Raw genomic sequence first — 13178 nt, forward strand, 5'->3', positions numbered from 1 at the left:
GCCCACACCGCTACGCTCGCTGCACCCGGTCGATCGTCCCTCGATCACGTTTGAACCGCCCTCATGCTGCTGGCCGTCCTTAGCGTATTCGCCGCTGCCGCCGTCGCTCCGCTCGTGGTCCGCCTGTCGCGGAAAGCGGCGGGATGGATTCTCGCGACGGTCCCTCTCGGCGCGTTCGTCTACTTCATCCGCCAGGCGGGGCACGTCACGCATGACGGTGCCCTACGCGAGTCCACCGCCTGGTTTCCGGCGTACGATCTGCCGCTGTCGTTCTACCTTGACGGTCTGAGCCTGCTCTTTGCCCTGCTCGTCACCGGGATCGGTACGCTGATCGTCGTCTACGCCGGTGGGTACCTCAAGCACAGCGACGAGCTCGGGCGGTTCTACGTCCAGCTTTTGTCGTTCATGGGCGCGATGCTGGGGCTCGTTCTGGCCGACAACGCCATTGTCTTCTTCATCTTCTTCGAACTGACCAGCCTGACGTCGTACCTGCTGATCGGCTTTTACCATAACGAAGAGGATTCGCGGCAGGCGGCGCGGAAAGCGCTGGTCGTGACCGGTGCCGGTGGCCTTGCGCTGATGGCGGGCCTGATTCTGCTGTACCAGGTGACCGGCACGTGGGAGTTTAGCGAGATGCTGGCGATGGGCGACACGGTCGTCCAGTCGCCGCTCTACGTCGGTATCTTCATCCTGGTCTGTGCTGGCGCATTCACCAAGTCCGCTCAGTTCCCCTTCCACTTCTGGCTGCCCGCCGCCATGGCCGGGCCGACGCCGGTCAGTGCCTACCTGCACTCCGCGACGATGGTGAAGGCCGGCGTCTTCATCCTCGCGCGTATGCATCCGGTACTCGGGGGGACGGAGCTCTGGACCACGACGCTCGTCGCGTTCGGCGGCTTCACCATGCTCATGACCGCGTGGCTCGCCCTTCGCTACACCGACCTGAAGCAGATCCTCGCCTACACCACCACGATGGTGCTGGGGCTGCTCACGATGCTGCTCGGGGTTGGGACCGAAGAGGCCATCGCGGCCATGGTTACCTTCACGCTGGTGCACGCCCTTTACAAAGGTGCGCTCTTCATGCTGGCCGGCAACATCGATCATGAGACCGGCACGCGCGACCTGAAGGAGCTGGGCGGGCTGCGGAGCGCTATGCCCATCACCATGGCCGGCGGACTCGCGGCCGCACTGTCCATGTCCGGTATTCCGCCCTTCTTTGGCTTCATCGGAAAAGAAATTACGTACGAGGCGGCCCTGCACGCCGGGGGGTGGAGCTCCCTGATCCTGGGCGCCAGCGTGCTCGCGAACGCCGCCCTCGTCGCCTCCGGTCTTCTCGTCGGACTCAAACCGTTCATCGGGGAAATCAAGGGTGCCTTCACCCGGGAGCCGCACGAGGCGCCGCTCAGCATGTATCTCGGCCCCTGCGTGCTCGGCGGGCTCGGACTTGCCCTCGGTCTCTACCCTGCTTTCGTCGACCATAGTCTGCTTCAGAGCGCGCAGGCCGGCATCCTGCAGCAACCGCATGAACTCCACCTCGCCCTCTGGCACGGCGTCAATCCCGCGCTGATCGCAAGCCTGATCACGTTCGCGCTCGGCTTTGCGATTTACTACGGCTGGGAACGCCTCCAGGAAAGCACGGTGATGGGCGGCTTCGGTCGCGCACTCGGCGATGCACCGGGCGACGGCTTCGAACGGATCTTGTACCAGCTGGGACGCAGTAGCCACTGGATCACGCGCGCCTTTCAGACCGGCCAGTTCCGCCGATACCTGCTGCTCATCTTCACGGGCACGATCATAATGGTCGGTGGAGCACTTCTCTTCGAAGCCAACCTCTCCTGGCCGTCCGAGCTCGGCGAAGTCCGGTACTACGAAGTGGCACTGGCGGGATTGATTGTGCTTTCTGCACTCGCCGCCGTCCGGGCCAACGATCGGTTTGTCGCCATCCTTGCACTCAGCATCGGTGGCTACAGCGTGGCGCTCCTCTACCTGCTCTTCGGAGCGCCCGACCTTGCCATGACGCAGTTCTCCGTTGAGACCCTGACACTGATTCTTCTGGTGATCGTCCTTATTCATCTCCCCAATATCGACGGCTATGAGCCGCTCACCTCCCGTATCCGGGACGCGGTCGTTGCCATCGGGGTCGGGGCGATCGTCACCACCGTTGCGTTCGGCGCGCTCTCGTTTCCGCTCGACCGGTCGGTATCCGAGTTCATGATGCAGAACAGCTACACGGAGGCGCAGGGGTCGAACATCGTGAACGTGATTCTTGTCGACTTCCGTGGCCTGGATACGATGGGCGAAATCATCGTCCTCACGATGGCCGCGTTGGGTGTTTTCGTGCTGATGCGGATGCGACGCATTCGTCTACCTGAGATCCTCGGAACGCGCCTCCACTCTGATGACGAACCAATCCGGGTGGATGGAGACGGCGAGACGGTCGCGGCCGGTGCCGAAACGGGCGGAGCCGCAGACCAGAACGGCGGAGCCGGGGTCCATCCCGATGAGCCCGCCAGCGCCGAGGAGGCGGCTTCCGACGATCGGAGCAGTTCCTGACCGTCGCCCGCACCTGCCGCTCCCCGACCACTCCAACGAGATCCGCTATGATTCGCTCTCTCATCCTGCAGATCGCCACGCGCCTCCTGGTGCCGATCCTGCTCCTGTTCTCGATTTTTATGCTGCTGCGCGGCCACAACCTCCCCGGCGGCGGCTTCGTCGGCGGACTGGTCGCGGCGAGTGCGTTCGTGCTGTATGCGCTTTCCGTCGGCGTTGACGGTGCTCGGCGCGTGTTGCGGCTGGCTCCGCGAACGCTGCTCGGCACCGGATTGGCGTGTTCGGTGGGGGCAGGGATCCTGTCCCTCGCCACCGGGGCGTCCTTCCTGCAGAGCCTCTGGGTCAAGGTCCCCATTCCCGGACTATCCGACCCGCTGAAGCTGGGCTCGACGCTGATCTTCGACATCGGCGTCATGTTCGTCGTGGTCGGTACCGTGTTGCTGATGGTCTTCAGCGTCGAGGATCGGGTCCCGGGCCTGATCGACGACTAATGCTTCTCCGCCGGCTGTGACCGGCTCCAGAGACCTCCCACGCTGTTTCTGATCGATCTGAATTCGAGTTATGGAATTGATCCTCGCCGTCGTATCGGGTACGCTCTTCGCCGCAAGCTTTTACCTGCTTCTGCGGCGCAACCTGCTTCGCTTCGTCATCGGCATCATCATCCTCGGCAACGCCGTCAATCTGCTCATCTTCACGATGGGCCGGCTCACGCGGGAGGTGCCGCCGGTGATTCCCTACGGGCAGAAAGTCATTGAGGGCGCGTACGCGAACCCGCTTCCGCAGGCGCTTATCCTGACAGCCATCGTCATCAGCTTCGGGCTCTTGGCCTTCACACTGGTCCTCGTCTACCGAAATTACACCGTGTCCGGGACCATCGATGCGGATCGGCTGACGGCCTCGGAGCCGGAGCAGGATGTGGACCTGCACACCGAAAAAAAACGCCTGCCTGCATAGCCCCGACGGAGCACACCGCGCTGCCCCCTGAACTCGTTCTGACTTGTTACCGCCGCCGATGAAGGTTCTCCTCGTACTTCCGGTCCTGATCCCCGCCGTGACCGGCATTCTGACGTTGCTGCTGCGCCGGTCTCGATTCGCGCAGCGTACACTCAGCGTGCTGGGAGCCGTCGCGCTGCTCGGGGCCTCGTCCGCGGTTCTGTGGACCGTTCAAACGAGCGGCATCCAGGTGGCGCAGATGGGCAACTGGGCGGCACCGTTCGGCATCACCCTCGTTGCTGATTCGTTCTCGGCCGGGCTCATCACGATCTCGGCGTTCGTTGCGCTCGCCGTTGCCGTGTACGCGCTGCGCGGGATGGACGTGGAGCGGGAGTTCTTCGGCTTCCATACGCTCTTCCATCTGCTGATGATGGGGATCAACGGGGCGTTCATTACGGGCGATCTGTTCAATATGTACGTCTGGTTCGAGGTGCTTCTGATCGCCTCGTTCGTCCTTCTCGTCCTGGGGAACGAGGAGCGGCAGCTGGAGGGGGCGGTTAAATACGTCGGGATCAACCTGGTCGCTTCGGTCTCTTTCCTGACCGCGATCGGACTGCTTTACGGCTTCACCGGCTCGTTGAACTTCGCGGATATCGCGACGAGCATGGGGAATATCCAGGAAGCCGGGCTCGAGGCGACCATCGCCGCCCTGTTCCTGGTCGGGTTCGGTATCAAGGCCGGCCTCTTCCCGCTCTACTTCTGGCTCCCGGCATCTTACCACACGCCGCCCGCCCCCGTCGCGGCCATCTTCGCCGGACTCCTCACCAAGGTCGGCGTGTACTCGCTGATCCGCATTTTCACGTTGCTTTTCCCCGAGCCCACCGGGTATACGAAAACGCTCCTCCTCGTCGTGGCGGGAGCGACCATGGTCATCGGCGTCCTCGGGGCGCTCACGGAGCGAAACGTCAACCGGCTCCTCGCCTTCCTGGTCATCAGCGCAATGGGCTATGTCGTGATGGGGCTTGGCTTCTTCACGACACTCGGCCTCGCCGGCGCGGTCTTTTACATATTCCAGGACATCCCGGTCAAGGCGTCGCTCTTCCTCATCGGCGGCGTGATGGAGCGAGAAACCGGCACCACGGAGGTCGGCAAAATGGGCGGCCTCTACATGCACCGGCCGTTGCTCGCGTTATCGTTTATCGTTCCGGCGTTTTCGCTCGCGGGCTTTCCGCCGTTCCCGGGCTTCTGGGGGAAGTTGACGCTGGTACAGGCAGGTCTCGCGACGGAAAACTACCTGATCGTCGCCATCGCCCTTCTCGTGGGCGTCCTGACGCTTCTCGTTGTCGCACAGGTCTGGGCGCGCGCCTTCTGGAGTCCTGCTCGAGAGGAGGGGCTCGTGAGCACGGACACGCTCCTTCAGCGGTCGGTGTTGCAGGCGCCGATCGTCGTCATCGGCATCGCACTGCTCGCCGTCGGTCTCTACGCACAGCCGCTCTTCGATCTCGCCCAGCAGGCCGCGGCCAACCTGACGAACACGGCGCCCTACATCCAGGCGGTACTCGGGTAGACGCCACCCGTCGACCGCCTTCGGCGTCGAACCGCGGCGCCACACCCGTTCCCGTTTCCATCCCCGCATCCGCTCCACCGCTCGATGCTCGCAACGACGATACGCACACTGGTTCTGGCACTCATCTGGGCCGCGCTTCAGGGGGCGTTCGACGTTCCAAACCTTTTGTTCGGGCTTCTCCTCGGGGCCGGCGTCACCGTGTTTTCGAAGCCGATCTTCGACGCGAACGATGACCGGGGCGCCTTCCGCGGTGCCAATCCGGTCCGGCGGCTCGTCCGATTCGGCGTCCTCGTCCTCGTGTTTCTCCGAGAACTGTTTGTGTCGAGTGTCCGTGTCGCCCGTATCACCGTCGCGCCGTCCTTCGACATCCGGTCGGCCGTGATCGAGTACCCGCTGGACGTTCGGACCAAACGCGAAATCACTGCGCTGGCGAACCTGATCACGCTGACGCCGGGGACGATGACGCTCGACGTGTCGGCCGACCAGAAGCACCTCTACATCCACAGCATGTCCGTTGAGTCGGACGACGGGGCGGAGGTGATTGCTGACATCAAGTCGTCGCTGGAAAAGCACGTGCAGCGCGCGTTTGGTCCCGCAAAGGCCACCTTGGACCAATGACCGGCACGCCGGCGAACCACCGCGACTCAATGCCGCAGGTGTGGGAACGGGCCGCCAGGCGGCTGAAGACCATGGTGAGCGGGTCGGGGGGAAGCGATCTGCACCTCCACGCGGTGACGTATGGGGATGAGCACGTGCAGAGGTGGCGCTCCTGGCTCTCGGGATCGGAAGGAAAGAAAGCCGGGAGCTTCGGATCGAAAAAGCGGAGCCGGGAATTTCTGGCCGGACGCGCGGCTGCTCGTGAACTTCTGGCTCACGCAACGGGCGGTCGCCCGGAAGATGTGGGCTTGAAGGTAGCTCCTGATGATGCGGTCGACGTTGTGGGGAGCAATTGGCATCTCTCCATCGCGCACTGTGGGCCGCATGCTGTTGCCGGAATCTCGCGAGACCGTATCGGCCTGGATCTGGAGGAGATCGCCCCGCGCAATCCCGACGTGAAGCGGTTTCTATCGCACCCCGACGATGGGAAGGTGCTTCAGCGCCTCCCGTTCGACGCGCGTGCTACGCTCATTCTTGTGTGGTCGATCAAAGAAGCCGTGCTGAAAGCCCGCCGGAGCGGCTTCCGGACCTCTCCGAAAAAGCTGCGCCTGATGGAAATGGGCGTCACGGAAGCAGGCGCGAGCGCTGGCGAGGCGTCCGGCAGCACCGTGCCGGCGACCGGCGTGACGGATGTCTCCGTGGAGGGCGGTGATTCGTGGCGCGTGGCGTTCACGCGGGTACGCCCCGAGATGTTAGACCGAAAGGCGGCCTACTGGTGGACGGTGGCCGTTCCGGTGGACCCGGAGCCTTCAGGCTGAGGTCCGTCGAAGGCGCTTGAGCGTCCAGTACGTCAGCGCTGCACTGCCGATGCCGGCGAGGAGGGGGCGGAGCGTCGGCTCCGGCAGATCGTCGATCTCGACGAGACCGCTCGTCCGGCCGATCCCGTCGATCTGGTCCACGCCGAGCGCGCCGCGCAGCGTAGCCGTCGTGGCGGCCTGAACGGCGGTCGCTGCTACAAGCTGCACCGGCAGCGGGCGGCCGTGATAGGAACCGTATTCGAACGGCACGAGGCGCCCGATGGATTGCAATACACCCGCCATGGTCGGCGTGCAGAACCGGTCGTCCCCGAAGACCAGATTGGGCTGGACGAACACGGTTCGAAGAGAGGGGAGCCGGGCGGGGATCTCTCGTTCCGCTCGGCGCATCGACGCCAGAAAGCGCCCCGAAACACCCGGCGGTTTGCTCTGCACGGACAGCTTCACGAACGCATCGACGCCTGCATCCGCCGCAGCTTCAGCCGCGACCATAGCGGCCTCGCCGTTGATTCGGTCAAACGTCACTCCGTTGTCGGGGTCCTGCGTGATCGTGCCGATCGTGTGGATGACAGCATCGGCGCCGTCCAGAGCGTCCGACCAGGCATCCACGTCGAAGACGTCAGCAGTTCTCCATGTTACCTTTCCAACCCACGGGTGCCGAACGGGCAAAAGGTCCGGTTCCCCCGATCGGCCGAACGCCACCACCTCGTGTCCCGCATTCACTGCAAGACGACAGATGTGCGATCCGATAAAGCCGTTTCCTCCAGGGACGACGATTTTCATGATGTCATGGGTCGATTGAAGAATCGCAAATACGGCCGTTCGAGAGGACACGGGCCGTCGTTTCGGAGAGCAGCATACGTCGGCGGGTTACGGCGGGCTCACTCGATGTTGAGCAGCTCGACTTCGAAGATCAGCGTGGCGTTCGGGGGGATTGGGCCGGCGCCTCCCGATCCGTATGCAAGCTGCGGGGGGATGACGAGTTGACGCTCGCCGCCGACGTTCATTCCCGCGACGCCCTCATTCCATCCCTCGATCACGCTTTCACGCCCCGTGCCGTCGATCCGAAAGGTGAAGGGGCCGCGACCGATGGAGGAATCGAACTGCGTGCTGTCGGACCGGAGCCAGCCGGTATAGTGCACGCGGACCCGGTCGCCGGACTGCGCTGTGGCGCCGTCGCCCGTTTCGATGTCGTACATCTTGAGGCCCGAGTCGGTCGTGGTGTATTGTGATGCGTCTACGTCCCGGGGGAGTGCCGGCGGTTCAGCGTCGTCTTCGTCGCCTCCGCAGGCAGAAAGTGTAAGCAGAAGGACGGCAAGGGAGAGTACGGCGACCGCATGGGAAACGGGAGATCGAGGCATTCGCGCGGGGGAAGAGAAGTGAGGGGTGGACCGTCGGTGCGTCGGCCGTCCGTTCGGTGTGCCGGTTGCTTCGGGCGACGTGCAGAGTGGCATTCCAGTAATGCCGTTCTGTTCCCCGTCTGTACATGGCGGGCGGGGTCTCTGGCCTGACGCGCAGGTTACGGTAATCGACTGTACCCAACCGTTTGTATTGCGTCTCTATCTTCGTCTCTGCCGGTTGCCTCGTCATCGGATCCGCCCGGTGCTTTCTTCATCGGGATAGGACGACACGGGTGTGCCCTCGATCGCGGGCACGCTGCATCGGGTTGGCGTCGCGAAAATAGCGCTGCGGAGGCACACGGTCTCGGCCAGGACTTTCACCGCGTAATTCAGTACAGGTAAGCGAGCGTGGTCTCCGAGCAAAATGGGGATATGCTGCATCTCATCGCCGGTCCGATCCGTCGATAGTACTACATTGGACGACCAGTCGATACGAATGACAGTAAACGTGGGCCGCTCGTCGGCGGTCGTGTCCGTGGGGAACGACGTGGTCGGCGCCGTCACGCTCCGAGAGGGGGGCAGTCGTCTCGGAAGGGGGCACCACGTGCTGTGCAGCAACCTGGTCGGCCTGCATGGGGACGATGAGAAGCATAAGCAGGGTAAGCGGGACGAGGACGGGAGAGGAGCGTATCATAAAGAGCAGCGTACATGAAAGAAAACGGGGTGCCTGGGTCTGTTGCTTCAGCCGCAGCAGGGCGGACCGGCGTAATGCGGCCGGGAAACGCCGACGCCGCTATCGCCCGCATTCGGAAGCGCTTTTGGTGAAACGGAAACCGCCCGGGTGCGACGTCTTTATACTCGGTTGCAGAGCCTCAGGACTCTCCCCGTCCGCTGCATTCTCTCACCTGTCGCCGTCGAGCCATGGAGACCGAGCGTTACGAGCCCACGCATCCCGTCCGTTTTGTGACCGCCACGAGTCTGTTTGATGGGCATGACGCGGCGATCAATATCATGCGCCGCATCCTTCAGGGGACGGGTGTCGAGGTGATTCACCTCGGGCACAACCGGTCGGTTCAGGACGTCGTCGAAACGGCCATTGAAGAGGACGCTCAGGGCATTGCGGTGTCCAGCTACCAGGGCGGGCATGTCGAGTATTTCAGGTACATGCACGATCTTCTGGAGGAGAAGGGAGCCGGACACATCCGCATCTACGGGGGAGGCGGGGGCGTCATCGTTCCGGAAGAGATCGACGAGTTGGAGACCTACGGGATTGCCAAGATCTTTTCCCCGGAAGACGGGATGCAGATGGGGCTGCAGGGCATGATCAATCAGATGGTCCGCGAGTGCGACTACCCGATATCTGATTCCGAATTTCAGATCTCGGGAGATGTATCGCTGAGAGATGACCGGCGCGTGGCACGTAGCCTGTCGCTCGTTGAAGCGCCTCATTCGAGGAAAGCTGCCGCCGTGCTTGAAGGCCAGGCAGCAGACGGTGGTGCGGCAGAGATGACGGATCTGGGAGCGGGCGGCGACGGACAGTCCGCCCGGACGATGGACGACGGGCAGGCGGAGGCCGGAACGCGCCGATCGACGATCCCGACGCTCGGAATTACCGGTACCGGCGGGGCCGGAAAGTCGACGCTCACGGACGAGTTGGTGCGTCGCTTCATCAACGACTTTGACGATGTCGACATCGCCGTGCTCAGCGTGGATCCAACTCGTCGCCGGACGGGCGGTGCTCTGCTCGGCGATCGGATTCGTATGAACGCGATCTACGGCACGAACGCGGATCGCGTCTACATGCGCTCGTTTGCCACGCGGCAACAGAACCGGTCCACGAGCGAGGCGCTACACGAGGCCATGACCGTGTGCGAGGCGGCGGGCTTTGACCTCGTCATCCTCGAAACGGCGGGCATCGGACAGAGCGATACGGAGATCGTGGACCTGACCGATCTTTCGCTTTACGTGATGACCCACGACTTTGGCGCGCCCACGCAGCTCGAGAAAATCGGGATGCTGGACCTCGCCGATTTCGTAGCGATCAACAAGTTCGAGAAGCGCGGTTCAGAAGATGCGCTTCGGGACGTTCGCAAGCAGGTCCAGCGCAACCGGATGCGGTTCGATGAGAGCCCGGAGGAGATGCCGGTCTACCCGACGATGGCGTCCCACTTCGGCGATCCGGGCGTGACGCGGCTCTATCTCGCGCTACTGGACGAACTGAATGCCAGTTTTCGCTTCGACCGGCAGTCGTCGACGTATAGAGACCGTGAGGTGCCCGAACCCGATCCTGCGGACGTCGCGATCATCCCGCCGAGTCGCAACCGGTACCTCGGCGAAATCGTCGAAGCGGGCCGCGGCTATCGCGAATGGGCGGAGGAACAGATCGAGATCGCGCGCAAGTGGGGCGAGGCGAACGGAGCGCGTCGTCAGGTCGACGACTGGGCACCGGAGGACAAAGAGCAGATTGCCGGTCGTCTGAACGATATGGTCCAGCACTGGTGGGATAAGCTCGACTCCCGCTGCCGCGACATCCTTACCGATTGGGATGACCTCAAGGACGCGTACCAGCAGGACACGTTTACATACACCGTTCGCGGGCGCGACTTCACCGTGCCCCTGTATCGCGAAACGCTCAGCGGCACGAGGGTGCCCCGCGTGGCGTTGCCGAAAACCGAAGATGCCGGCGAACGGCTTCGCTTTGCGCTTCTCGAAAATCTACCTGGATACTTCCCCTTCACCGCCGGCGTCTTTCCCTTCAAGCGCGAAGGCGAGGACCCGACGCGGATGTTTGCCGGGGAAGGGTCGCCGGAGCGGACGAACCGGCGCTTTCACCTCGTCTCGTCGGACAGCCCGGCGAACCGCCTGTCGACCGCGTTCGACAGTGTGACGCTCTACGGCTTCGACCCGGATGAACGACCCGACATCTACGGTAAGGTTGGCAATGCGGGCGTGTCGATTTGCACGCTCGACGACATGAAGAAGCTATACTCCGGGTTCGACCTCGCCGACCGGAAGACGTCGGTCAGCATGACGATCAATGGGCCCGCGCCGATGATTCTGGCGATGTTTCTGCAAACGGCGATCGATCAGCAGGTGGAGAAACACCTGCGACAGGAAGGTCGCTGGGACGACGCGGAGGCGGTGATCGACGAGCACCTGGGCGAAGACCGTCCGGGCTACGTCCCGTATGGGCCGGATGGGCGAGAGGACGACCTGCCAGAGACGCACGACGGAAGCGGTCTCGGCCTCCTCGGATGCACCGGTGCCGAACTGGTCGACTGGGGCGTGATGGACGCGTCAACCTACGAGGAGATCAAGGAGAACACGTTGAACGTGGTCCGCGGGACCGTCCAGGCCGACATCCTGAAGGAGGACCAGGCCCAGAACACGTGCATCTTCTCGACGGACTTCGCCCTTCGGATGATGGGCGACATCCAGCAGTACTTCATCGACTGGAGCGTCCGAAACTTCTACTCGGTATCGATTTCCGGATATCACATCGCGGAGGCCGGTGCCAACCCGATCACCCAGCTTGCCTTCACGCTGGCCAACGGCTTCACCTACGTGGAGTATTACCTGAGCCGCGGGATGGACATCGACAAGTTCGCTCCGAACCTGTCGTTCTTCTTTTCCAACGGCATGGATCCGGAGTATAGCGTGATCGGCCGGGTCGCGCGCAGGATCTGGAGTGTTGCAATGCGCGAGAAGTACGGGGCCAACGAGCGAAGTCAGAAGCTAAAGTACCATATCCAGACGTCGGGACGGAGTCTCCACGCCAAGGAAATTCAGTTCAACGACATCCGCACGACGCTGCAGGCGCTGATGGCGGTGTACGACAACTGCAATTCGCTCCACACCAACGCTTACGACGAGGCGATCACGACCCCGACGGAGGAGAGCGTGCGACGCGCCATCGCCATCCAGATGGTCATTAACAAAGAGCTGGGGATGACGAAGAATGAGAACCCGCTCCAGGGGGCATACGTCATCGAGGAACTGACCGATCTCGTGGAAGAAGCCGTCTGGGCCGAATTCGAACGGATCAACGACCGCGGCGGCGTATTGGGCGCTATGGAATCGATGTACCAGCGCGGCAAGATCCAGCAGGAGTCCATGGTGTACGAGGAGAAGAAACACAGTGGCGAGCGTCCCATCATCGGGGTTAACACGTTCCAGCGTGAGGACAACCAGACCGAAGAGGATCTGGACGTCGACCTGATGCGCTCGTCCGACGACGAGAAACAGCACCAGCTCCGGAGCCTCCGTGCCTTCCAGCAACGCTATCCCGACCGTGCGGACGCGGCTATCGAGAAGCTGCGCGAAGCGGCCCGAACGGGTGGCAATACGTTTGATGTGCTGATGGAAGCCGTCAAGTACTGCTCGCTCGGTACAATCACAAACGTTCTTTTCGAGGAAGGAGGAGAGTACCGGCGAAATATGTAAGACGGAACCCGGTTCATACGGATCGATGCCGAGGCAGGAACCACCACGCGGACCACGTCGCCGCTCTCACATTCGGGAGCGGCGCTCGTCGTACGTCTGGAAACGGCCTCCCTCCCGCGCGCTACATCATGAACACAACGCACCGGGCTCCTACATTTCTGATTGATGTGTTACAAAAGTTCCGGTTTGAGAATAGATTTATTGCGCGGGGTTACAAATTGTACGACCCAGAATCCGATGATGGATGGGATCTGTGTCAGCCAACGGACGCCCCGATCGGTGGGCTGTCTCAATTCTCACACGCTTTTGCGGTCGCTACGGGCCGATTCTGCCGTCAGATCGGGGGAAAGTCCCGATATTGCGAAGAATATTAACGGTCATGTGACGATACCCCTAAAATTATCACGATAGCGGTGTAGGCACGGGGTGGATGGAGGTCGGCACACGGTTTGTAACTACTGTCGGGCGAGTATCCATTGGATTAAGTCCGGTTCATCCAGCCTCTACCGATATGTCTCTGTCTCCGATCGTCCTCATCCTGCTAGCCGCCTGCTGGACGCTTCCTGCCGCGCTCGTAGCTGTGGCGTATTACCGAGAGCGCGCCGGTCTGGCCGCCGGGGCGCGCGAAGTGCTCGAGATGGATGTCGTCCATCGACTGCGTATTGCATCGCTGGATGTGGACATTCGCGCAACGGAAGAGCGGGAATGGTGGATGGTTTCGCCTTCGGAGCGCAAAGCGACGGCCGCTGCTTCGTCCGTCGATCGCTCCGTCCAAGACGCTGCGGTGATTACACCGTATGCGGAAGTCTCCGTAACGGTCTCTGACTCGAACGGAGATGAGTGCGTCCGACGGTGCTCGGTTTGCCTCAACTAGCCTCTGGCCGGTTGGGTGCATCCAGCATCCGGACGAAAGAAGTGAAGTAGCGTGGGAAGACC

Annotated in this window: 11 protein-coding genes; 8 read left to right on the plus strand and 3 right to left on the minus strand. The window is 62.5% G+C overall.

What is annotated here, in order from left to right:
- Positions 1–63: 63 nt before the first annotated feature.
- The 6 genes from ACFCU0_RS01870 (at position 64) to ACFCU0_RS01895 (ending at position 6462) form a co-directional block, all read left to right on the plus strand.
- Positions 64–2550: a putative monovalent cation/H+ antiporter subunit A gene (locus ACFCU0_RS01870; RefSeq protein ID WP_434971959.1), complete on the plus strand. Its 2487-nt coding sequence runs from the start codon at positions 64–66 to the stop codon at positions 2548–2550.
- A gap of 47 nt (positions 2551–2597) precedes the next feature.
- Positions 2598–3038 (plus strand): Na+/H+ antiporter subunit B, encoded by a 441-nt coding sequence (locus ACFCU0_RS01875; RefSeq protein WP_434971960.1) that lies wholly within the window; start codon positions 2598–2600, stop codon positions 3036–3038.
- Between the two features lie 70 nt (positions 3039–3108).
- On the plus strand, positions 3109–3501 hold the full coding sequence (locus tag ACFCU0_RS01880) for a Na+/H+ antiporter subunit C (protein ID WP_434971961.1): 393 nt from the start codon (positions 3109–3111) through the stop codon (positions 3499–3501).
- A 58-nt stretch (positions 3502–3559) separates the two neighbouring features.
- Positions 3560–5047, plus strand: coding sequence for a proton-conducting transporter transmembrane domain-containing protein (locus tag ACFCU0_RS01885; protein ID WP_434971962.1), 1488 nt, complete (start codon positions 3560–3562; stop codon positions 5045–5047).
- A gap of 84 nt (positions 5048–5131) precedes the next feature.
- Positions 5132–5665, plus strand: coding sequence for a Na+/H+ antiporter subunit E (locus tag ACFCU0_RS01890; protein WP_434971963.1), 534 nt, complete (start codon positions 5132–5134; stop codon positions 5663–5665).
- Positions 5662–6462: a 4'-phosphopantetheinyl transferase family protein gene (locus tag ACFCU0_RS01895; protein ID WP_434971964.1), complete on the plus strand. Its 801-nt coding sequence runs from the start codon at positions 5662–5664 to the stop codon at positions 6460–6462. The genes ACFCU0_RS01890 and ACFCU0_RS01895 overlap by 4 nt, the downstream gene beginning before the upstream one ends.
- Here the strand turns inward: ACFCU0_RS01895 and ACFCU0_RS01900 are convergent.
- The 3 genes from ACFCU0_RS01900 to ACFCU0_RS01910 all read right to left on the minus strand — a co-directional run bounded on the left by ACFCU0_RS01900 (position 6454) and on the right by ACFCU0_RS01910 (position 8363).
- Positions 6454–7242 carry an NAD-dependent epimerase/dehydratase family protein gene (locus ACFCU0_RS01900; RefSeq protein ID WP_434971965.1) on the minus strand — a complete coding sequence of 263 codons (789 nt, stop codon included), beginning with the start codon at positions 7240–7242 and terminating at the stop codon, positions 6454–6456. The two genes, ACFCU0_RS01895 and ACFCU0_RS01900, sit on opposite strands and share 9 nt — an antisense overlap.
- 98 nt (positions 7243–7340) lie before the next feature.
- Positions 7341–7820: an FKBP-type peptidyl-prolyl cis-trans isomerase gene (locus ACFCU0_RS01905; RefSeq protein WP_434971966.1), complete on the minus strand. Its 480-nt coding sequence runs from the start codon at positions 7818–7820 to the stop codon at positions 7341–7343.
- 225 nt (positions 7821–8045) lie between these two features.
- Positions 8046–8363 (minus strand): hypothetical protein, encoded by a 318-nt coding sequence (locus ACFCU0_RS01910; protein WP_434971967.1) that lies wholly within the window; start codon positions 8361–8363, stop codon positions 8046–8048.
- Between the two features lie 357 nt (positions 8364–8720).
- Between ACFCU0_RS01910 and ACFCU0_RS01915 the strand changes: the two genes are divergently transcribed.
- Both ACFCU0_RS01915 and ACFCU0_RS01920 read left to right on the plus strand, forming a co-directional pair.
- On the plus strand, positions 8721–12242 hold the full coding sequence (locus ACFCU0_RS01915; RefSeq protein WP_434971968.1) for a methylmalonyl-CoA mutase family protein: 3522 nt from the start codon (positions 8721–8723) through the stop codon (positions 12240–12242).
- A gap of 511 nt (positions 12243–12753) precedes the next feature.
- On the plus strand, positions 12754–13116 hold the full coding sequence (locus ACFCU0_RS01920; RefSeq protein WP_434971969.1) for a hypothetical protein: 363 nt from the start codon (positions 12754–12756) through the stop codon (positions 13114–13116).
- Positions 13117–13178: the final 62 nt, after the last annotated feature.

It is taken from the genome of Longibacter sp., from assembly GCF_051155795.1.
GTDB lineage: Bacteria > Bacteroidota > Rhodothermia > Rhodothermales > Salinibacteraceae > Longibacter.